This window comes from Pseudomonas sp. S5F11 (assembly GCF_019641515.1).
GTDB lineage: Bacteria > Pseudomonadota > Gammaproteobacteria > Pseudomonadales > Pseudomonadaceae > Aquipseudomonas > Aquipseudomonas rhodesiae.
Map to the genome: position 1 here is coordinate 4,312,890 of NZ_JAIFJZ010000001.1, position 21,157 is coordinate 4,334,046.

Sequence of the window (21,157 nt, forward strand, 5' to 3'; positions counted from 1 at the left end):
TGACAGGGGCTTTTTATTGCGCCGGATAAATCAGGCCCGATCGCGTGCCAGCAAAGGTTTCAAGTAGTAACCCGTGTGGGATTGGGGCATCTCGGAGACCTGCTCCGGCGTGCCCACTGCGATGATCTGGCCACCCTTGGAGCCACCTTCCGGCCCGAGGTCCACCAGCCAGTCGGCCGTTTTGATCACATCCAAGTTATGCTCGATCACTACCACGGTATTGCCATGGTCACGGAGTCGGTGCAGCACATCCAGCAGTTGCTGGATATCGGCGAAGTGCAGGCCGGTGGTCGGCTCGTCCAGGATGTACAAAGTCTTGCCGGTATCGCGCTTGGATAGTTCGCGAGACAACTTCACCCGTTGCGCCTCACCGCCGGACAGGGTAGTAGCCGACTGTCCGAGCTTGATATACGACAAGCCTACATCCATCAAAGTCTGCAGCTTGCGCGCCAGTGCCGGAACTGCATCGAAGAACTCCCGCGCTTCCTCGATCGTCATTTCGAGGGTTTCGTGGATGCTCTTGCCCTTGTATTTGATCTCCAGGGTCTCGCGGTTATAGCGCTTGCTCTTGCATACATCGCAGGGCACGTAGATGTCCGGCAGGAAGTGCATTTCTACCTTGATCAAGCCATCGCCCTGGCAGGCTTCGCAGTGGCCACCCTTGACGTTGAACGAGAACCGGCCCGGCCCGTAGCCGCGGGAGCGCGACTCCGGAACCCCAGCGAACAGTTCGCGAATCGGGGTAAACAGCCCGGTGTAAGTCGCAGGGTTAGAGCGCGGCGTGCGACCAATAGGGCTCTGGTCGATATCGACCACTTTATCCAGATGTTCCAGGCCTTTGATGCTGTCGTGTGCCGCCGCTTCCAGAGTGGTCGCGCCGTTCAAGGCGGTGGCACTCAAAGGGAATAGCGTGTTGTTGATCAGCGTCGACTTGCCTGACCCGGAAACACCCGTCACGCAGGTAAGCAGGCCCAGTGGAATCTCCAGGTCTACATTGCGCAAGTTATTGCCACGCGCGCCCTTGAGGTGCAGGGCCATCTTCTTGTTGCGCGGTGTGCGTTTGGCCGGGACTTCGATCTTCACTCGACCCGAGAGGTACTTACCGGTCAGCGAATCCGGGTGAGCCATGACTTCGGCCGGCGTGCCCTCGGCGACAATATGCCCGCCATGCACACCTGCACCCGGCCCGATGTCGACCACATAATCCGCCAAGCGAATCGCATCTTCATCGTGCTCGACCACAATCACCGTGTTACCGATATCGCGCAGGTGTTTCAAGGTGCCCAGCAACCTGTCGTTGTCGCGCTGGTGCAAACCAATCGAAGGTTCATCGAGGATATAAAGGACACCCACGAGGCCTGCGCCGATCTGACTGGCCAGGCGAATCCGTTGGGCTTCACCGCCGGACAGCGTGTCCGCGCTGCGATCGAGCGAAAGGTAGTCCAGGCCGACGTTGACCAGGAACTGCAAACGTTCACGAATCTCTTTGAGAATCTTGTCGGCAATTTCCCCGCGACGCCCGGTGAGCTTGAGCTCACCAAAGTACTCACAGGCATCGCCAATCGGCAGATTGGTCACCGCCGGCAGGGTTTTTTCACCAACCCACACATGACGCGCCTCGCGTCGCAGGCGCGTACCCCGGCAATCCGGGCACGGCTGGGTGCTGAGGAACTTCGCCAATTCTTCGCGCACGCTCGCCGATTCGGTCTCGCGATAGCGGCGCTCCAGATTCGGCACGATGCCTTCAAACGGGTGAGAACGCTTGACGATATCGCCTCGGTCGTTCAAGTACTTGAAGTCGACATTCTGCGAGCCGCTGCCATTTAGGATGACCTTTTGCTGGTCCGCTGGCAGTTGGTTGAACGGCACTTCCAGGCTGAACTTATAGTGGGAGGCCAGCGAACCGAGCATCTGGAAGTAATAGACGTTACGCCTATCCCAGCCGCGTATCGCGCCTTCGGCAAGGGTCAACTCACCATTGACCAGGCGCTTGATGTCGAAGAATTGCTTGACCCCCAGACCATCGCAGGTCGGGCAGGCGCCGGCCGGGTTGTTGAAAGAGAACAGCTTGGGTTCCAGCTCGCTGATGGCGTGGCCACAAATCGGGCAGGCAAAGCGTGCGGAGAAGATGATTTCTTCGCCCGGTTCGTCATCCATTGGTGCGACCAGGGCAATACCGTCCGCCAGTTTCAGCGCTGTTTCAAACGATTCAGCCAGGCGTTGCTGCAGGTCCGCCCGCACTTTGAAGCGATCGACTACAACATCGATAGAATGCTTCTTCTGCTTGTCGAGCTTCGGTGCTTCATCGAGTTCATAGAGCTTGCCGTTGATGCGAGCTCGCACGAAACCCTGGGCGCGCAGCTCTTCGAATACGGACAGATGTTCGCCCTTGCGCTCGCGGATCACCGGCGCCAGCAGCATCAGCTTAGCCCCTTCGGGCTGCGCCAACACCAGGTCGACCATCTGGCTGACGGTCTGGGCTTCCAGAGGAATGTCGTGGTCCGGGCAGCGGGGGATACCTACCCGCGCATACAGCAGGCGCAGATAGTCATAGATTTCGGTAATGGTGCCCACGGTGGAACGGGGGTTATGGGAAGTCGACTTCTGCTCGATGGAAATGGCTGGCGACAGGCCTTCGATGGTATCGACGTCGGGCTTTTCCATCATCGACAGGAACTGGCGGGCGTAGGCCGACAGCGACTCCACATAACGACGCTGACCTTCGGCATACAGCGTATCGAAGGCCAGAGACGATTTGCCGGACCCGGACAGGCCGGTGATCACGATCAGTTTGTCCCGTGGCAGGGTCAGGTCGATGTTCTTCAGGTTGTGGGTTCTAGCCCCACGAATCAGGATCTTGTCCAAGATGGCCTCGCACGGCGGGCGTAAATAATGCCGGAGTATACGGCTAAAGACTGGATGAATATACACTGTCAAAAGGCCGCTTGCAGCCTTACATGAAAGCTGCGCGGCAAACCGCCGCATATACCCTCTCAATCGATGGGACTGGTAGAATCGCCGCCGGTTCACACGAGGTTTTTCCATGCACGATCCCCACAGCGAACGCATGAGTAGCGGCGAGACCCGCGCGGCAAGCGGTCTGGCCCTGGTGTTCGCCTTCCGTATGCTTGGCATGTTCATGGTGTTGCCGGTACTGGCGACTTACGGGATGGATCTCGCAGGCGCGACCCCCGCTTTGATTGGTCTGGCCATTGGTGCCTACGGCCTGACCCAGGCGATTTTTCAGATTCCGTTCGGGATTATTTCCGACCGCATTGGTCGTCGTCCGGTGATTTATCTCGGGCTGGTCGTATTTGCCCTTGGCAGCGTACTCGCAGCGCAATCCGATTCGATATGGGGCGTGATCGCTGGCCGCATCCTACAGGGCGCCGGGGCGATTTCCGCGGCGGTGATGGCGTTGCTATCGGACCTGACCCGCGAACAGCATCGAACCAAGGCCATGGCCATGATCGGCATGACCATCGGCCTGTCGTTTGCCGTGGCCATGGTGGTGGGTCCGCTGCTGACGCGCGCTTTTGGTCTGCATGGTTTGTTTCTGGCCACTGGTGGTATGGCATTGTTCGGTATCGTGATCGTGGCGTTCATGGTGCCGCGCTCCACCGGCACGCTGCAGCATCGCGAGTCGGGCGTTGCGCGCAAGGCGCTGTTGCCGACGCTCAAGCACCCGGACTTACTGCGCCTGGATTTAGGTATCTTCGTATTACACGCCATGCTGATGTGCAGCTTCGTCGCCTTGCCCCTGGCCCTGGTACAAAAAGCCGGTCTGCCCAAGGAGCAGCACTGGTGGGTGTACCTGACCGCGTTGCTGATTTCATTCTTCGCCATGATCCCGTTCATCATCTATGGCGAGAAGCGACGCAAAATGAAACGTGTTTTGCTGGGCGCCGTCGCGACATTGATGCTCACTGAACTATTCTTCTGGCAGTTCGGCGATAGCCTGAGGGCGCTGGTAATCGGCACGGTGGTGTTCTTCACCGCGTTCAACCTGTTGGAGGCTTCGCTGCCTTCGCTGATCAGTAAAGTTTCACCGGCCGGCGGCAAGGGCACGGCGATGGGGGTGTATTCCACCAGCCAGTTCCTGGGCTCCGCATTGGGCGGCATCATGGGTGGCTGGATGTTCCAGCATGGCGGTTTGTCGGTTGTGTTCCTTGGGTGCGCAGGTCTGGCTGCCCTCTGGCTGGCCTTTGCTGTTACCATGCGCGAACCTCCGTATGTGACGAGCCTGCGCCTGCCGTTATCGCCTGAAGCGATGCGCGAGGCTGGCTTGGTCGAGCGCCTCAAGGCCGTCGTTGGAGTAACGGACGCAGTAGTGGTTGCGGAAGAAGCCGCGATCTACATCAAATTGGACACCGAATTATTGGATCGCGCGACGCTCGAGCAACTGGTCAACCCAGTGCCGACAGCGCGCCCAGCTTAGGAGAACGTTATGGCCCGTGGGGTTAACAAAGTCATATTGGTCGGTACATGCGGCCAGGATCCCGAAGTTCGCTACTTGCCTAACGGTAATGCCGTGACCAACCTGAGTCTGGCGACCAGCGAACAGTGGACCGACAAGCAGACCGGCCAGAAGGTCGAGAAGACCGAATGGCACCGCGTGTCGATGTTCGGCAAGGTCGCGGAAATCGCCGGCGAATACCTGCGCAAAGGTTCGCAGGTCTACATCGAAGGCAAATTGCAGACCCGCGAGTGGGAAAAAGACGGCATCAAGCGTTACACCACTGAAATCGTGGTCGACATGCAAGGCACCATGCAACTGCTGGGCGGCCGTCCACAGGGCGACCAACAGGGCCAGGGCGGCATGTCCAACTCGGCACCGCGTCCACAGCAGTCGCGCCCACAGCCAAGCCAGCAGCCACAGCGTGAGTCGCGTCCAGCGCCACAGCAGGCGGCACCTCAGCCGGCGGCGGATTTCGACAGCTTTGATGATGACATTCCGTTCTAGGACGTCTTGAAGGCAAACACTGCAAGCTGAAAAAAACCGCGCCGCTGACAAAGCCGCGCGGTTTTTTTGTATGGACTGCGCCTAACGCAGGGCGAATGCCAGCATGTCTGTGTTGACCCGCTGCTTATGAGTGTCCGTCAAACCATGAGGCGCGCGTGAGTAGATCAGCAACTCGGAGTGCGGGATCAAGAAGTTAGTCTGCAACGCAGAGGCCTGTATCGGCACTATTTGATCGTCACTGCCGTGGATGATGAGTGTGGGTATGCTGAAGTGTTTCAAGTCCTCTCGGAAGTCGGTTTCCGAAAATGCTTTGATGCTATCAAAAGTATTTTTATGCCCCCCCATCACACCCTGCGCCCAGAATGAATTAATTAAACCTTGAGAGGGTGTGACGCCCGCCCGGTTGAATCCAAAAAATGGGCCGCTGGCCAGATCAAGATAAAGCTGCGAGCGATTGGCGATGGAGTCGGCACGTAATCCGTCGAAAACTTCGATTGGTGTTCCTTGTGGGTTGCTGGCGGTTTTAAGCATCAATGGCGTGACCGCGCAAATCAAACCCGCCTTCGCTACGCGCGCAACGCCGTGGCGAGCGATGTAGCGTGCGACTTCGCCGCCGCCTGTAGAAAACCCGAAAAGAATTACCTCTTTCAGATCCAGATGTTCTATCAGCTCCGCCAAATCATCGGCGTAATGGTCCATGTCATTGCCATCCCAGGGCTGGCTTGAACGACCATGCCCCCGGCGGTCATGTGCAATGGCGCGAAAACCATTGTTAGCGAAATGCAGCATCTGCGATTCCCAACTGTCGCTGTTCAGTGGCCACCCATGACAGAACACAACGGGCTGACCGCTGCCCCAGTCTTTGTAATAAAGATCATTGCCTTCGCGAGTTTTTAGATAGGACATGGCATAGCTCCATGGATATGCGGATTAATTTGGCGGTGATGGCCAGAAAAATCGTCCGTGGACACTGCGCTGGCAGTTTTTACTAATGCCTCCCTGATGCCGATTCTGCACGGGGCAGAACTGAGTTTAGATCGGTTTCTCGGGCGACACGATGGAAAACCCCCGTTGGGTTTCTGATGTACCAACCCCCTTACCACGCAGGGAGGGCCAATAATCCTAGGTTTGTTCTCATAGCTAACACGATTTAGGCTGTGGCCATCCTCTCAAACGAAGGAAAGCCGCGATGACCTGGTCAGCCAAGCAATACACGATGTTCGAACAGCAACGTACCCGCCCGGTGCGTGATCTGGTTGCCGCCATCCCCACCGTCGAGGTGCGCACGGCCGTTGACCTGGGGTGCGGCCCGGGCAACTCCACTGAAGTATTGGCGGCGCGTTTCCCGCAGGCGCACATCACTGGTATCGACAGCTCCGGCGATATGTTGATCGACGCCCGTAAGCGTTTGCCTGCCTTGAATTTCGAACTGGCGGATATTGGCGCGTGGCAGCCGTCCCAGTCTTTCGATGTGATTCTGGCCAACGCCTCGCTGCAATGGCTGCCCGACCACGCTACGTTGTACCCGCACCTGATCCAGCAACTGACGCCCGGCGGCACCTTGGCCGTGCAGACGCCGGACAACCTTGATGAACCTGCGCACCGGCTCGCCCGCGAAGTCGCTGCCGATGGCCCGTGGGCGGCGAAGATTGGTGGCTTCAAACACAACGAGCGGCATGCGCCTGGCTACTACTACGAACTGCTGAGCAAGCACTGCAGCACGGTCGACGTATGGCGCACCACCTACCAACATCCGTTGGCCGATCATGGGGCCGTGGTGGAGTGGTTCAAGGGCACAGGGCTGCGACCTTTTCTTGCGCCGTTGACCGACGAAGAAAGAGTCGCTTTCCTACAGGAATACCAGGCGCGGATCACCCAAGGTTATCCGGCTCTGGCTGACGGCACCGTGCTGTTGCCGTTCCCGCGCCTGTTCATCATCGCCACGCGCTAAAGCGTCCCTTAACGGTGGCGGTCAGGCCGTCGCCGTTTGCGCTGTCAGAAACTCATCCGCCGACACCACACCCGCATAACCGAATGCCAGTGACGCCATATAGGCGCCATGCACCTGCGCTGCGGGAATCACTTGGCCGTTGAACTCCAGATCGCGGGTGGCGCACGCGTCATGGATCACGGTGACGGTGTAGCCCATGTCTGCCGCAGCCCGCACCACGCCGTCGATGCACATATGGCTCATGCTGCCAACCACTACCAGTTCGGTGATGCTGCGTTGTTCGAGCAACGCGCGCAGGTTGGTTTCGCGAAACGCGTTCACGAAATGCTTGAGCACCACTGGCTCATCGCCTTGATTGAGCACCTGGCTGTGCAGGTGTGCGCCTTCGGAGCCGGGAGTGAAGAACGGTGCATCCTCGGACGTAAACTCATGACGCACATGAATCACCGCATCGCCGGCCTGGCGAAAGGCTTGCAGCACCTGCGCCGCCTTGTCGGCAGCGGCTTGCACGCCGTCGAGCGGCCACTTGCCCTGGGGGAAGTAGTCGTTCTGGATATCGATTAGGATGAGCGCCTGCTTGGCCATGGAGGTTGCCTCGTGATGGGTTGATGGGCCCAGTATCTTAGCTGGCGCCGCGCCCGAGGATTGGCAGCACCGACAATAACAGGGGGAAAACTGACAATGGCCGTGGAACGCTCCACCGTTGAGCTGGGTGTGCTGATCTACCAGGGCGCGCAATTGGCCGCGGTGCATGGTTTGACCGATCTGTTCGGCGTGGCCAATCGCATTGCTGCCGAGCATGCGTCCACCCAGCTACCGTTGCTGCGCATCAGCCATTGGCAAGTGCAGGCCGAGGGTGAACCTGTGCGGGTATTCGACAGCCAGCCCGGCCCGGAACTGCCGCTGATAGCTGTGTTGGTGCCGCCCTCGATTTGTGGCTTCACTGACGACCAGGCGCCGCCGTCTCTGCTGGCGTGGCTGCGTAAAAGGCATGCCGACGGTACGGTGCTCGGTGGCGTGTGCATCGGTTCGATCATGCTGGCGCGCAGCGGCCTGCTGGACGGGCGCAGCGCCACCACCCATTGGTCATCCGCCGAGTCGTTTGCCGCGCTGTACCCGTCGGTGCGGTTGGAGGCGGATAAGCCGATTGTGGACGACGGCGACCTCATCACCACCGCCGGGCTGATGGCCTGGTCCGAATTGGGCTTGCGCCTGGTCGACCGCCTGATGGGGCCGAGTATCGCCGCCGACACCGCGCGTTTCCTGGTGATCGAGCACAGCGACAGCGCCAGCCAGTGCGGCAGCAACTTTGCGCCGATCCTCAGCCATGGCGATGGGGCGATTCTCAAGGTCCAGCATTGGTTGCAGGCCAGCGGCGCGGTGGATGTGTCCGTTGCAGCCATGGCGCAGCAGGCGGGACTGGAAGAACGCACGTTCCTTCGCCGTTTTCGCCATGCCACCGGGCTCAAGCCCACTGAATACTGCCAGCACCTGCGGGTTGGCAAGGCGCGGCAAATGCTGGAATTCACCAATGGCACCATCGACCACATCGCCTGGACCGTGGGTTATCAAGACCCCAGTGCCTTTCGCGCCACCTTCAAGAAGATCACCGGCCTGGCGCCGAGCGACTACCGTAGTCGTTTTGGCGTTTGAATCGTGCAGAACGCCGGAGGCGCTAGAAGAGGTCGTGCAGAATCAAACAGGCCAATGGCTATCGCTCTGAGCGTAACTGACTGATTTGCCAGCGCTGTCCCTCTACTTGGGGTTGGCCTGATCCCTGCAACTGTCCTTCTACACACATGGCAGGATGGCCAAGGGGGACGCATGACCCCGATTCAACGCAAAAAATCTGTGGCGGCGCATTCCACGCGCGATGGAGCGCCCCAGCATGAAGTCGACACCAATCGCGCCCTGGCCCGTTGGCTGGCGCAAATCCTCGGGCTCAAGTTCGCTGGCAGTTATGACCCGCAGCAGCATGCGGGGCGCGATCTTTACTTATTGCCCACGCAAACCATTGTCGGCCAAGAACAGGCCCGCGCTTTGAATATCCAAGGTCCGGACGATCTGTGGGGCGGATATGTGGATCACGCTTTCATCTGCACCAAAGCCATCAGCCATGGCTTGCTCGGCCCGAATGCCAAAGCACCGGAGGGCTGGTCGGCGCAGTTCTGCGAGCAAGTGCGCGATGTGGTGCTTGATGGCCTCAGCGTATTTGCCCTGGGCGATGCGCGGGAGGCTGCCACGCGCCTGCTGTACAGCGGGGCGATACGGCTGAAACCCGTGCATGCCTGCGCAGGGCGCGGTCAACAAGTGATCCGTAGCCTCGACGAACTGGATACCGTGCTGGCGCGCCCGGAAGCAGCGGCAATGTTCAACGACGGCGTAGTGCTGGAGCAGGACCTGCACGACGTCGTCACCCACAGCGTGGGCCAGAGCTTTATCGGCGATTACGTGCTCAGTTACTGCGGCCAGCAATACCTGACGCGGGACGGGCAGGGCGAAGAGGTCTACGGTGGCTCCAACCTGCTCGTGGTGCCTGGCGATTATGCCGATCTGCTTGCACTGGCGCTGCCCGACGACGTGCGCCTGGCGGTCGAGCAGGCCAGGGTATTCGACGCCGCCGCCGACCAATGTTACCCAGGGTTCTACGCCTCGCGGCGCAATTACGATATCGCCCAAGGCCTGGACAACCAGGGCCAGCGCCGCAGCGGCGTACTCGAACAGTCCTGGCGCATGGGCGGTGCCAGCAGCGCGGAAGTCGCTGCGCTACAGAGCTTTATCAACCATCCGGGCCTGAAGGCCATTTATGTGTCCTCGGTGGAGACTTACGAGCACCAAGCGCTGCCGGCGGATGCCATCGAGGTGTACCGAGGCCCGGCGGAACACAGCGAATTTCTTCTCAAGTACGTAACGGTCAATTCTTATGACGGCTAGAAGCGAAAGCATTGCGATCGATATCGACGACGAACAAATGAGCGGCACGTTCCTCAGCCCCAAATCCAAGGTGCCCGGCGTGTTGTTTGTGCACGGCTGGGGCGGTAGCCAGGAGCGTGACCTGGAGCGGGCCAAAGGTATTGCGGGCCTGGGTTGTGTATGCCTGACCTTCGACCTGCGAGGTCACGCCGGCACCGGTATTCCGCTGTCGCGGGTGACGCGCGAAGACAACCTGCGCGACCTGCTGGCCGCCTACGACCGGCTGATCGCGCACCCGGCCATCGACACCTCGGCGGTGGCGGTGGTGGGCACCAGCTACGGCGGTTACTTGGCGGCAATCCTCACCTCGTTACGCCCGGTGCGTTGGCTGGCGTTGCGGGTACCGGCGCTGTACCGCGATCAGGAGTGGCTCAAGCCCAAGCGCGACCTGGATAAGGCTGATTTGATGGATTACCGCAGCACCCTGGTGCAGGCTGAGACCAATCGTGCCCTGCACGCGTGTTCGGTGTTTACCGGGGATGTATTGATCGTCGAATCGGAAACCGACGACCACGTGCCCCACGCCACCATCATGAGTTACCGCGCGGCATGCCGGCATACTCACTCGCTGACCCACCGCATCATCGACGGTGCCGACCATTCCCTCAGCGATCCGGTGTCCCAGCAGGCTTATACCTCGATCCTGGTGGACTGGATCACCGAGATGGTGGTGGGCGAGCGCTTAAGCATCATCCAGTCGCGCTAAGCCTATGCGGGTGTTTTCTTCACCCGCAGCGCCTTGGCCTTGGCTTCAACGCCCAAGTACATGACCAAGGCAATCAGCAACGGGCAGATAAAATAGATCGCCCGGTACGCAATCAGCCCGGCCAGCAGGCTGCCGCGCGATGCCTCGTGTTGCAGCAGCGCGATAAACACCGCCTCCAGCACCCCGAGCCCGGCCGGGATATGCGTAACCACCCCGGCAATCGCGCTGATCAGCAGCACGCCGAGCACCAGCGGGTAGTCCAGCTTGCCCGGCAACAGGGTGAAAATCACCGCCGCCATCAACGACCAGTTCAGTGCACCCAATGCCAATTGCAGGCACGCCATGCGCAGCGACGGCAGGTTGATTTCGATACCGCGGATCGACCACGCGCGCTTCTTCGAGAACCGGCAGGCCGCCAGGTAGCCCAGGCTCGCCAATACCAGCAACACCCCCACACCCTGCAAGGCGCCGCTGCTCAACTTCCAGCCCGGCGGCAGAGTCACCAGACCGCTACTGAACACCACGCCGGCCAGGGCCATGTAACCGAACCAGTTAGTGGCCAGGCTCAGACCAAGGATCTTGGCGATATTGCTGGTGCTCACCCCCAGCCGCGAATACAGCCTATAGCGCATGGCGATACCGCCCACCCACGCACTGAGGTTGAGGTTGAACGCGTAGCTGATAATGCCCACCGGCAAAATCTGTTTCCAGCGCAACGGCTGGCGGATGTAGGTGCGGCCGATCAGGTCGAAGCAGGCGTAGACGATGAAACTGCATAGGGTCAATGCGCTGGCGATCAGCAGGGTGCGTAGCTTGAAGTCGCCCAGGGTCTGCACCACTTCGCTCCAGTCGATGCGGCGCGCGAGCATCGTGAACAGCACGATCAGCAGCAGGAAGAACGCGATGGTCAGCGGTTTTTTCCAGCGCTTGAAGCGTGAACCGCCGGTTTCAGTGGTCATGGGCCTGGCTCTCGAAAGGTTTCAAACGCGGTTTATGGGCCGGCAGCCAACCCGTCAGCACGGGGAAATGGCGCATCACATGGAACACCAGGAAACCCACGGTTAGCCGCCACAGCCACAGGCGTGGCTTGCGGTTCTCCGGCATGGTCTTGCAGTGGTTGTTCGCCAGTGCCTCCAAGCGTTCGTACAACTGCTGGTTGAACGCACGATCACGGATCAGCACGTTGGCTTCCAGGTTGAGCGCCAGACTCAGCGGGTCCAAGTTGCTCGAACCGACGGTGCTCCATTCGTCATCCACCAGCGCCACTTTGCCGTGCAGCGGGCGCTGGCAGTATTCGTGGATCACCACGCCGTCCTTGAGCAAGTAGTCGTAGAGCATGCGCGCCGCCAGCTTGGCCAGCAGTACATCGGGTTGGCCCTGCATGATCAATTGCACATGCACCCCGCGCCGCGCGGCGTTGCGGATCTCACGCAGCAGCCGGTAACCGGGGAAGAAATAAGCGTTGGCGATCACCGCGCGTTTTTGCGCCTTGCTCAACGCATGGATATACGCCTCTTCGATGTCGTCTCGGTGTTGCAGGTTGTCGCGGTAAATCAGGCGCACCTGACCGTCACCTTGCTCGGCCGGCCATACCGAGGGCCGTTGCTGGCGCCGCCGCCAGCCACGTCGGGTGCGCACTTGGCGGCCGCTTTGCGCTAATGCGAAATGATGCAGGTCGGCAACCGCCGGGCCGGTGATTTGCACCGCGTAATCCTGTTTGGCTTCCGGGCCGAAATCGCCGAGGTGGTCGGCGGAAAAATTGATCCCGCCGATAAACCCCACGGTAGCGTCCACCACCACGATCTTGCGGTGCAGACGGCGAAACCAGTTGGTGCGAATGCCCAACGTCTTGGACGCCGGGTCGAACATCTGCACCGCCACGCCCGCATCCGCCAACGCACCGAGGAACGCCGGGCTCAACTCGCCGCTGCCAAAACCGTCGAGGCTGGCGACCACCTTGACGCCCCGTTGCGCCGCCTCGATCAAAATACTCTGCAGCTCATTGCCCACCTTGTCTTCGAACAGAATGAAGGTCTCCAGCAGGATCTCGCGCTGGGCTTGGCGCATGGCCTCGAACACCCTGGGGAAGTACGTTTCGCCATTCTCCAGCAGCTCGATTTGATTGCCGCTCTGCCAGCCGTAATCGAGGTCGCGGGCCTTGGCTTCGTCCGGCGGCTGATCGGTGGAAATGTGTTCTACCGCAATGTTCATAGTTCGATCTCCACCGACAACGGCACATGGTCTGACAGATGGGACCAGGGCCGTGTAGTCAGCACCCGGGGGTTATGGGCGGTGAGGTTGCGCACGTAGATGCGGTCCAGCGCCAACAACGGCAGGCGCGCCGGGAAGGTCCGCGCCGGTTTGCCGTGGGCGCCGACGAACACTTCGGTCAGACCGCTGCGGCTCAAGTCGGCTTTTTGCCGCCAATCGTTGAAATCCCCCGCCACCAGCAACGGTGCATCCGCCGGAATTTCCGCGATGCGTTGCTCCAGCAGGCGCAATTGCTGCTGACGATGCACCTCACGCAGGCCCAGGTGGATGCAGATCGCGTGCACCTCCTGACCCGTGCCCGGCAAGCGCAGCACGCAATGCAGCAGGCCACGGTTTTCGTGGCCGCTCTGGGAGATGTCGAGGTTGTCGTAGCGCACGATCTGGAATTTCGACAGCAGCGCATTGCCGTGGTCGCCGTGGGGGTAGACCGCGTTACGCCCATAGGCGAACTGCGGCCAGATGCTGTCGGCGAGGAACTCGTACTGCGGCATGTTCGGCCAGTTGCTGTAGCGCTGCGGGTGTTGCTCGTGGGTACCGTGGATCTCCTGCAAAAACACCATGTCGGCGCCGATGCTGCGCACCGCTTCGCGCAGCTCGGGCAGGATGAAGCGGCGGTTGAGTGCGGTGAAGCCCTTGTGGATATTCACCGTCAGCACGGTAAAGCGCGTGATCGGCGCCGTGGGGGTGATGGGGATCAATTCAGGGTGGGTCATGGCAACACTCCCGGTTCCGGCAGTTGTCCGGGTGCGCTGGCCAAGTGCTTGTCCAGCGCGAAACGCTGTAGCAACTGGCGGGCATCGAAAGGCGCGCGCACCTTGATGTCATTGTCGAAAAAACAGAACACGTCGCGTTGCTTACGTGCCGGTGGCGTGTGGTGCGGGTCGATCAGGTGAGCATCGGCAGGCTGTTTGCCGTGGCGCCAGCAGTCGATGCGCTCGCCCCAGCGTTTGAGTGCTGCATCGGTATAACCGCTGGCGTACAACTGCTTGTCGCCGTGCAGGCGCAGGTACACAAAGTCGGCAGTCACGTCCTCGGCATACGGCCACTTGCCGGCGGTGTCGGCCACCACCAGCGCTACGTTGTGCTGTGCCAGCAGCTTTACAAACTCGGGGGTGACAAAGCTTTTATGCCGGATCTCCACCGCATGGCGCAGCGCACGCTTGCCGTGGGCCTGCATGCTCGCCTTGCCGTTCAGGCGCGCCTCATGCTGGCGGGCGAGGGTGGCGGCTTGCTGGGTGTCGGTGGGCAGCTCCTTTAGAAACGCCTCGAACAGCGGCGCATCGAACTTGAAACTGGGTGGAAACTGCCAGAGCACCGGGCCGAGTTTTTCTTTCAGCTCCAGCACCCCGGAGGCAAAAAAATTCGCCATTGGCTTATGCACATCCCGCAAGCGCAGGATGTGGGTGATATAGCGCGGGGCCTTGACGCTGAACATAAAACCTTCAGGCGTATCGGCGTACCACTCGGCATAGCGCTTGGGCGTTTGCAGCGCATAGAACGAGCCGTTGATCTCGATGCTGTTGACGGCGCGTGACGCAAATTGCAATTCGCGTTTCTGGGGCAGCCCTTCGGGGTAGAAGTCCCCGCGCCAGGGCGTATAGCGCCAGCCGGATATGCCGATGTGAATCGCCGCCATGGTTGCTCCTGTCAATGCCAGGCCGGTTTGCCTGCGTTGTTGGATGACTGCCGGATTTGGCGGAAAGTTTCGCGATTCCTACAGACGGCACATTCTCGGGAACGATCAGGAAGCAAACCCGTCAGTTCCTTACAGACCTACGCGAAGGAGCCCGGTGTTTTGCTGAATTCAAAGACTGCATTACTGCTTGGTGCGCTGCTGTTGTGTGGCAGCGGCGCATTGCACGCCGCGGCTACCGCGCCTGAAACCGAAGCCCCGGCCAAGCCGGAATTGCTGGTGGAGGGCGGCCTTCTCGGCGCGATCAGCTCCAGCCTCGATGAGGTGCAGGACAAGCTCGATCTCAATCAGAACCTTATCGATGCCTGGCGCTTGCGCGCGGACCGCGCTGCCGATGAAGTCGGGCGCCTGGTCAACCAGACCGCGCAACGTTCGCCGTGGAGCGTCGCCGGGGACTTTCTGCTGCTGTCCGGTGTGTGGATCGGCGCCTTTACCCTGTTGACCTTACTCGGTCGGCTGATCGTGCGGCGTCTTGGCCAGCGTTCTTTCTTCGAGCGGCGGGAGCGCCTGTTGGGTGTGCTCAGTTATGTCGTGCCCTATACGATTCCGGCGCTGATCTGTCTGCCGCTGACCCTCTACGTCAGCCATTTTCTTTCCCCGTCTATTGGTCGCGCGCTGGCGCTGTGTTTTGCCTACGCGACCAGCAGCGGCATCTTCTCTACCTCGGTACTGCTGTGCGTGATCGTCATGTTCAACCTCGGGCATAAGCGGCGCGCGGTGCAGATCATTCGCGAGTACTGCCCAAAGCCGCTGTTCCTGATCGGTTTTCTCGCCGCGCTCAGCGATGCACTGACCAGCCCACAGATCGCACGGCAGTTCGGCGGCAATATCACCAGCAGTATCGCGGTGTTCACCGGCCTGTTCGCGGCGGTGATTTTTGGCGTGCTGGTGGTGCGCCTGCGCCGGCCGGTGGCGCATCTGATCCGGAATCGGCCGCTGGCCCAGCGCCTCAAGCATCCGGCGTTGCAGCAGTCGCTGCGGGTGTTTTCCGGATTGTGGTACTGGCCAATCCTGTTGATGGTGTTGGTCTCGGCGATCAACCTGATCGGTGCCGGCGACGATAACCAGAAAGCCCTGCGTTGCGCGCTGTTCACCACCATTTTGTTGATCGGCACGGTGTTTCTCAGCACGGTGCTGCAACACCTGTTCAAGTCCCGCAGCCAGGTGGCAATCCAGCGCAGCAGCGCCTACAAGGAACGTTTCCTCAGCCTGCTGCATGCGGTCCTGCGTATCGTTATGGCGATTGCCTTTATCGAGATTCTTGGGCGCATCTGGGGCGTGTCGCTGTTTGAATTCGCCCAACGCAATTCGGTGGGCCGGGCGATCAGTGACTCCCTAAGCAGCATCGGCCTGATCCTGCTGGTGACATGGCTGTTTTGGGTGGTGCTCGACACGGCGATCCAGGAAGCGCTCAAGCCGCCGGTAAACAAACGCTCCAGCCGCCAACCCAGCACACGGGTCAAAACCATCCTGCCGCTGCTGCGCAATGCGGTGAAGATCATTCTGGTGGTGATCTGCGCGATCACCACTATGGCCAACCTTGGCATCAACGTCGCGCCGCTGCTGGCGGGTGCCGGTGTGGTCGGTCTGGCGATTGGTTTTGGTTCCCAGCAGTTGGTGCAGGATGTGATCACCGGCCTGTTCATCATCATCGAAGACACGCTGTCGATCGGCGATTGGGTGGTGCTCGACTCCGGCCATGCCGGCACCGTCGAGGGCCTGACCATCCGCACCCTGCGCCTGCGCGACGGCAAGGGCTTTGTGCATTCGGTGCCGTTCGGGCAGATCAAGGCGGTGACCAACCAATCGCGGCAATTCGCCTATGCGTTTTTCTCGGTGCAGTTCACCTACGACACCGATGTGGACAAGGCCGTGGAGCTGATCCGCGAGGCGGGGCAGTCGATCCGCGACGACGTATTCCTCAAATACAACCTGCAAGGCCCGCTGGAAGTGTTTGGCGTCGACAAAATGGACCTCAACGGCGTGGTGCTGACCGCGCAATTTCGCACCGTCTCGGGCGGGCAGTATGCGGTAAGCCGCGCGTTCAACCAGCGCTTGAAAAAGCTTGTGGATAACTGTGATGAGGTGCACTTTGCGCAGACTTATCCACAGCAGGTGTTGCTGCCCAATCGTAGGGTGCAACTGGATGCGCCGGATGCTGAGGCGCCGGTTGTTTGATGGTGTTTGTTAGGGCCTCATCGGGGGCAAGCCCCCTCCCACATTTTGGCCGCCACTGTGGGAGGGGGCTTGCCCCCGATAGGGCCCTAACACTCACAGCCTGATCAACTTCTCCTGCACCGCCAGCTGATCTTCCTCCACCAGCAATTGCTGCTTGCTGCCGACCCTCACCGCTGCCGGCAGCCCGTCGCGATACACGATGCGATTGCCACTCACCGCCGGCACTTTATTGCCCGGCAATAACGTCCCCACCAGGTTCAACGGGTCCGCACCGCACACGGCCACCAGGCGCCCGTCATGGGGCCGACGCCGCACTTCGCGCAGTAATGGGATGGCTTCCGGCAAGGCAAATTGTTCACCTGCCAGACCGCTGACAAATCGTCCGCCGCGAATCTCCCCTCGGGCCTCCAGGCGGTGGAAGGTGCGCAGCAGTTCGCGCCAGCTTGGCAGCCAATCGGCCTCGCGTTCCAGCAAGCGCCAGAACACCACGCCGTAGCGACGCAGCAGGGTCATTGCCACATGCTCCAGGGTTTCGGCCGAGTGCGGGCCGGCGGCGCTCGGAGGGCGACGGATCAGCGCCCAGCGCCCCGCATCGTCCATGCCGCCGATAAACGCCCCGCGTCCGCGTCGGCTGCTGCGCGCCTGGCGTTTGCTGGCGGGGGTGGTCAGTGCGCGCAGGCCGGCAAAACTGTCGGCATTCACCAAACCGGCACCGACCAGCTCCAGCAGCGCGGTTTCCAGCTCGCTGCGCAATAGATGGGCTTCGTGGACGAGCTCGTCGAAAAACAGCGCGCCGTGTTCACGCAACACTCCGTGGACTTTCTGCGCCTTGGGCGACAGCGTGCTGCTGTCGGCCGCATCGGTCAGGCCGCTCCACATGCCCACCTGGCTGCGCGGCAGTACCACCACCGGCGTGCTGCGTTGGGCGCTGGCGCTGTGTTTGTCGGTCAGGCGCATCCAGACCCATTTGCCGCTGCGGCATAGCTCATCGAGCCAAGTCGGCGAGTAATCCTTGAGTCGAACGCTGAGTAGATCGCTGTCCCACGCTGACGCGGCGGCGGCATAGCCTTCGAATTGCCCGACGATCTGCGCCAGCATGGCGCTGCCTTGGCCACGGGTTTCATCGGACAAGTGCTGCCAATCGAACAGAAACCGCATGAAGTCTTGCAGCGCCACCGGTTCGATTTCCCGGCGCAGACGCTTGACGGTGTAGCGATGGATGCGCGCCAGCAGGTGCCGTTCGCACCATTGTTCGCCGTCGGCCCCGGGGCTGAAGTGGCCGCGCAGCACGTAGCCTTCCTGTTCCAGCCGAGCCAGGGCCTGAGCGATGTCGGTGGCCGGCAAGGCCAGGGGCGCGGCGATCTCGGCCAGGGTCTGCGGGCCGAACCCACTGAGCCGTGCGCGCAGTATTTCCGCGAGGGCGTCCTCAGGAATCCAGGGCTCATCGAAACCGGGCAGCAGCGCCAAGTGGTGGGGAATGATCGCCTGCCAGATATTCAGGCGCTCCACCGCCACCCACAGACCGTTGGGTAAACAATGGGCGCGCCCGGTTTTGGCCAGCGCTTGCAGCCACGTGGCCCAGGTTGGCGTGATTTCGCTGGGGGCGATGCCGCCCAGGCTCATCAGCGCTTCGTGCATCTCATCCACGCCTTGAGGCGCCGGCCAGGCTTCTTCGCGTACGCCAGCGATGGCTTCTGCATCCAGAGCACCCAGGTCGTCGGTGCTCTGCGGATCGCTCCAGCGGCGGTTCAGCACGGCTTGGGTACGTCGCTCCTCCAGCGGCGCGTCATCCAGAAAGGTGTAGGGGCGTGCACTGAGAATTTCTGCGGCCATGGGCGAAGGCGCCGGCAGATCGCGGCTGATCAAGCGCACTTGGCCGCTTTCCATACGCCGCAACAGGGCAAGCCAACCGTCGCTGTCCATGGCGTCGTGCAGGCAATCATCGAGGGTTTGTTCCACCAGCGGGTGTTCCGGCACTTCACGCTCGCCGGCGAGGTTTTCCAGGCAGGCGATCTGGTCGGGGAACACGCTGGCGATCAGGTCTTCGCTTTTCATGCGCTGGATCTGCGGCGCCACCTTGCGCCCGCCGGTGTAGCGCGGCAACGCCAGGGCCACGCCGGCGTTCCAGCGCCAGCGCACGCCGAACAGCGGCGCGTCGAGCACGGCCTGGATCAGCAGGTGTTCGGCAGTCTGGCTGTTGAGGTAACGCCATACTTCGTCTAGCGGGAAACTGTGGCTGGTGGACAGCGACAGCACGATCGCATTTTCACTGGCCGCCGCCTGCAGTTCGAAGTTGAAGGTGCGGCAAAAGCGTTTGCGCAGGGCCAAGCCCCAGGCGCGGTTGATGCGGCTGCCGAAGGGCGTGTGGATGATCAATTGGGTGCCGCCGGAGGCGTCGAAAAACCGCTCCATGATCAGCGTGTCCTGGGACGGCAGCGCGCTCAGGGCCTGGCGCGCGCGGGCCAGGTAGTCGAGGATCTGCTCGGCGCTGGCGCGGTTCAGGCCCAAGGTCTGGGTGAGCCAGGTCGAGGCCGTGCTCAAGTCGCCGGGAGTGGCGCCGAGCAGGCTATCCAAATGCCCCTGCAAACGCGCCACAGCGGCCGACAACTCATGGCTGCGCCCTGGCGCTTCGCCCAGCCAGAACGGAATGGTCGGCGGTTGGCCGTGGGCGTCTTCCACCCGCACCTTGCCGGCGTCGACCCGCAGAATTCGGTAGGAGGTATTGCCCAGTTGGAAGATATCCCCGGCGATGCTTTCCACCGCGAAATCCTCGTTGACGCTGCCAATGTTCAAGCCCTGGGGTTCGAGCAAGACGCTGTAGTCGGCGTTATCCGGGATCGTGCCGCCGCTGGTCACAGCGGTCAGCCGTGCGCCACGTCGGCCGCGCAGGGTGTGGGTCACTGCATCGCGGTGCAGGTAGGCGCTGCGGATGCCCTGGCGCCCGTTATAGCCGTCGGCGAGCATGTGCAGCAGCGCCTGGTAGTGACGCTCATCCAGCTCGGCATAAGGCGCGGCGCGGTGGATCAGCGCCAGCAGGGCGTGTTCCGACCACTCCTGGGCGCTGACCTCGGCGATGATCTGTTGCGCCAGCACATCCAGCGGTGCGACGGGGATGTGCAGCGTGTCCAGCTCACCTCGGCGCACGCAGTCGAGCAGGGCGGCGCACTCAATCAAATCATCTCGGGTGAGGGCGAACAGACGGCCCTTGGGTGTGCCGCCCACATGGTGGCCGGAGCGCCCGACCCGTTGCAGAAACCCGTTGATGGACCCGGGCGAGCCGATCTGGCACACCAGGTCGACGTCGCCGATATCGATTCCCAGCTCCAGGGAGGCGGTGGCGATCAGCACCTGCAGCTCGCCCGCCTTGAGGCGTTGCTCGGCGTCCAGGCGCATCTCCTTGGCCAGGCTGCCGTGGTGGGCGGCCACTGCGGTTTTGCCCAGGCGCTCGCTCAGATGCCGGGCCAGGCGCTCGGCCAGACGCCGGGTGTTGACGAAGATCAGCGTGGTGCGGTGCTCGCGCGCTAGATCGGCGAGGCGGTTGTAGACCAGCTCCCAGACATCGTTGGCCATCACCGCTGACAACGGCACCGGCGGCACTTCGATGTCCAGGTCGCGAGGGCGCGCGTGGCCGATGTCGACAATGGCGCAGGGCCGGCCCGTGCCCACCAAAAAGCGTGACACCGCTTCGATGGGCTTTTGCGTGGCCGACAAGCCGATGCGCATCAGCGGTTCGCCGCACAAGCCTTGCAGACGCTCCAGGCTCAAGGCCAGGTGGCTGCCGCGCTTGCCGGCGGCGATGGCGTGGATTTCATCGACGATCACCGTGCGCGTGGTGGCGAGCATCTGCCGGCCGGAGTCCGAGCCCAGCAGCACGTAGAGTGATTCCGGGGTGGTCACCAGGATATGCGGCGGGCGTTTGCGCATCTGCGCGCGGTCTTTTTGCGGCGTGTCGCCGGTGCGCACGGCGGTGCGGATCGCCAGCGGTGGCAAGCCCTGTTGCTGCAAATGGTGGGTGATGCCCGCCAGCGGGGTTTGCAGGTTGATCTGGATGTCGTTGGACAGCGCCTTGAGGGGCGACACATACACCACCAGGGTTTCATCCGGCAGTTCGCCGCCGTTGGCCAGCCCCTGGTGGACCAAGTCATCGAGCACCGCCAGAAACGCCGTCAGGGTCTTGCCCGAACCGGTGGGCGCGGCGATCAACGTCGAGCGGCGCTGGCCGATCAGCGGCCACGCCTGGGCCTGGGCAGCGGTCACCGAGGGGAAGCTGCTGCGGAACCAAGCGCTGACGGCGGGGTGGAAACCGTTCAGGACCGTGTCGGTTGAATCAGATACGTTCATGGAGTGATTGATACTGGCAGTTCCAACAAGTTGCAAACCCGTACTTTATCCGTGACGGTTGCGCTACAAACCCGCAAAATG

The 21,157-nt window shown here is 61.5% G+C and carries 15 protein-coding genes; 7 read left to right on the forward strand and 8 right to left on the reverse strand.

Annotation, left to right across the window (positions count from 1 at the left end):
• Nucleotides 1–30 precede the first annotated feature (30 nt).
• Nucleotides 31–2,865 carry an excinuclease ABC subunit UvrA gene (uvrA, locus tag K1567_RS19505; protein WP_220698779.1) on the reverse strand — a complete coding sequence of 945 codons (2,835 nt, stop codon included), beginning with the start codon at nucleotides 2,863–2,865 and terminating at the stop codon, nucleotides 31–33.
• Between the two features lie 178 nt (nucleotides 2,866–3,043).
• Between uvrA and K1567_RS19510 the strand changes: the two genes are divergently transcribed.
• Both K1567_RS19510 and K1567_RS19515 read left to right on the forward strand, forming a co-directional pair.
• Complete coding sequence (locus tag K1567_RS19510; RefSeq protein ID WP_034100992.1) at nucleotides 3,044–4,438, forward strand: MFS transporter; 1,395 nt, start codon at nucleotides 3,044–3,046, stop codon at nucleotides 4,436–4,438.
• A gap of 9 nt (nucleotides 4,439–4,447) precedes the next feature.
• The gene (locus K1567_RS19515) at nucleotides 4,448–4,963 is read left to right on the forward strand and encodes a single-stranded DNA-binding protein (RefSeq protein ID WP_017849542.1); all 516 of its coding nucleotides are present in this window, start codon (nucleotides 4,448–4,450) and stop codon (nucleotides 4,961–4,963) included.
• Between the two features lie 81 nt (nucleotides 4,964–5,044).
• Here the strand turns inward: K1567_RS19515 and K1567_RS19520 are convergent, their stop codons facing one another.
• Nucleotides 5,045–5,869, reverse strand: a complete 825-nt coding sequence (locus K1567_RS19520) for an alpha/beta fold hydrolase (RefSeq protein WP_034100991.1) — start codon at nucleotides 5,867–5,869, stop codon at nucleotides 5,045–5,047.
• A 283-nt stretch (nucleotides 5,870–6,152) separates the two neighbouring features.
• Between K1567_RS19520 and tam the strand changes: the two genes are divergently transcribed.
• Nucleotides 6,153–6,914 carry a trans-aconitate 2-methyltransferase gene (gene tam, locus K1567_RS19525; RefSeq protein ID WP_099312849.1) on the forward strand — a complete coding sequence of 254 codons (762 nt, stop codon included), beginning with the start codon at nucleotides 6,153–6,155 and terminating at the stop codon, nucleotides 6,912–6,914.
• Nucleotides 6,915–6,935: 21 nt separating this feature from the next.
• Here tam and K1567_RS19530 read toward each other — a convergent pair whose 3' ends face one another.
• Nucleotides 6,936–7,499, reverse strand: a complete 564-nt coding sequence (locus tag K1567_RS19530; protein ID WP_034100989.1) for a cysteine hydrolase family protein — start codon at nucleotides 7,497–7,499, stop codon at nucleotides 6,936–6,938.
• Nucleotides 7,500–7,595: 96 nt separating this feature from the next.
• Here K1567_RS19530 and K1567_RS19535 point away from each other — a divergent pair, with 96 nt between their 5' ends.
• The 3 genes from K1567_RS19535 to K1567_RS19545 all read left to right on the forward strand — a co-directional run bounded on the left by K1567_RS19535 (nucleotide 7,596) and on the right by K1567_RS19545 (nucleotide 10,593).
• On the forward strand, nucleotides 7,596–8,567 hold the full coding sequence (locus tag K1567_RS19535) for a GlxA family transcriptional regulator (protein ID WP_220698780.1): 972 nt from the start codon (nucleotides 7,596–7,598) through the stop codon (nucleotides 8,565–8,567).
• 171 nt (nucleotides 8,568–8,738) lie between these two features.
• Nucleotides 8,739–9,848: a DUF3182 family protein gene (locus tag K1567_RS19540; RefSeq protein ID WP_220698781.1), complete on the forward strand. Its 1,110-nt coding sequence runs from the start codon at nucleotides 8,739–8,741 to the stop codon at nucleotides 9,846–9,848.
• Nucleotides 9,838–10,593, forward strand: coding sequence for a S9 family peptidase (locus K1567_RS19545; RefSeq protein WP_034100986.1), 756 nt, complete (start codon nucleotides 9,838–9,840; stop codon nucleotides 10,591–10,593). Before K1567_RS19540 ends, K1567_RS19545 begins: the two co-directional genes overlap by 11 nt.
• A gap of 2 nt (nucleotides 10,594–10,595) precedes the next feature.
• Here K1567_RS19545 and K1567_RS19550 read toward each other — a convergent pair whose 3' ends face one another.
• The 4 genes from K1567_RS19550 to K1567_RS19565 are packed head-to-tail and all read right to left on the reverse strand — an operon-like array spanning nucleotide 10,596 to nucleotide 14,500.
• Nucleotides 10,596–11,552 (reverse strand): lysylphosphatidylglycerol synthase domain-containing protein, encoded by a 957-nt coding sequence (locus tag K1567_RS19550; RefSeq protein ID WP_034100985.1) that lies wholly within the window; start codon nucleotides 11,550–11,552, stop codon nucleotides 10,596–10,598.
• A complete protein-coding gene (gene clsB, locus K1567_RS19555; protein WP_220698782.1) occupies nucleotides 11,542–12,804 on the reverse strand; it encodes a cardiolipin synthase ClsB in 1,263 nt (420 codons plus the stop codon). The genes K1567_RS19550 and clsB overlap by 11 nt, the downstream gene beginning before the upstream one ends.
• Nucleotides 12,801–13,577 (reverse strand): endonuclease/exonuclease/phosphatase family protein, encoded by a 777-nt coding sequence (locus tag K1567_RS19560; RefSeq protein ID WP_034100983.1) that lies wholly within the window; start codon nucleotides 13,575–13,577, stop codon nucleotides 12,801–12,803. Before K1567_RS19560 ends, clsB begins: the two co-directional genes overlap by 4 nt.
• Complete coding sequence (locus K1567_RS19565; RefSeq protein ID WP_220698783.1) at nucleotides 13,574–14,500, reverse strand: DUF72 domain-containing protein; 927 nt, start codon at nucleotides 14,498–14,500, stop codon at nucleotides 13,574–13,576. The genes K1567_RS19560 and K1567_RS19565 overlap by 4 nt, the downstream gene beginning before the upstream one ends.
• 159 nt (nucleotides 14,501–14,659) lie before the next feature.
• Here K1567_RS19565 and K1567_RS19570 point away from each other — a divergent pair, with 159 nt between their 5' ends.
• Nucleotides 14,660–16,735: a mechanosensitive ion channel family protein gene (locus K1567_RS19570; protein WP_220698784.1), complete on the forward strand. Its 2,076-nt coding sequence runs from the start codon at nucleotides 14,660–14,662 to the stop codon at nucleotides 16,733–16,735.
• Nucleotides 16,736–16,828: 93 nt separating this feature from the next.
• Here K1567_RS19570 and K1567_RS19575 read toward each other — a convergent pair whose 3' ends face one another.
• Entirely contained in the window at nucleotides 16,829–21,076 is a 4,248-nt protein-coding gene (locus tag K1567_RS19575) for a DEAD/DEAH box helicase (protein WP_220698785.1), read from the reverse strand.
• Nucleotides 21,077–21,157: the final 81 nt, after the last annotated feature.

Coding starts and splice junctions, on each gene's coding strand:
- K1567_RS19510 (WP_034100992.1), top strand. CDS start 3,044: ATGCACGATCCCCACAGCGAACGCATGAGTAGCGGCGAGACCCGCGCG.
- K1567_RS19515 (WP_017849542.1), top strand. CDS start 4,448: ATGGCCCGTGGGGTTAACAAAGTCATATTGGTCGGTACATGCGGCCAG.
- K1567_RS19520 (WP_034100991.1), bottom strand. CDS start 5,869: ATGTCCTATCTAAAAACTCGCGAAGGCAATGATCTTTATTACAAAGAC.
- tam (WP_099312849.1), top strand. CDS start 6,153: ATGACCTGGTCAGCCAAGCAATACACGATGTTCGAACAGCAACGTACC.
- K1567_RS19530 (WP_034100989.1), bottom strand. CDS start 7,499: ATGGCCAAGCAGGCGCTCATCCTAATCGATATCCAGAACGACTACTTC.
- K1567_RS19535 (WP_220698780.1), top strand. CDS start 7,596: ATGGCCGTGGAACGCTCCACCGTTGAGCTGGGTGTGCTGATCTACCAG.
- K1567_RS19540 (WP_220698781.1), top strand. CDS start 8,739: ATGACCCCGATTCAACGCAAAAAATCTGTGGCGGCGCATTCCACGCGC.
- K1567_RS19545 (WP_034100986.1), top strand. CDS start 9,838: ATGACGGCTAGAAGCGAAAGCATTGCGATCGATATCGACGACGAACAA.
- K1567_RS19550 (WP_034100985.1), bottom strand. CDS start 11,552: ATGACCACTGAAACCGGCGGTTCACGCTTCAAGCGCTGGAAAAAACCG.
- clsB (WP_220698782.1), bottom strand. CDS start 12,804: ATGAACATTGCGGTAGAACACATTTCCACCGATCAGCCGCCGGACGAA.
- K1567_RS19560 (WP_034100983.1), bottom strand. CDS start 13,577: ATGACCCACCCTGAATTGATCCCCATCACCCCCACGGCGCCGATCACG.
- K1567_RS19565 (WP_220698783.1), bottom strand. CDS start 14,500: ATGGCGGCGATTCACATCGGCATATCCGGCTGGCGCTATACGCCCTGG.
- K1567_RS19575 (WP_220698785.1), bottom strand. CDS start 21,076: ATGAACGTATCTGATTCAACCGACACGGTCCTGAACGGTTTCCACCCC.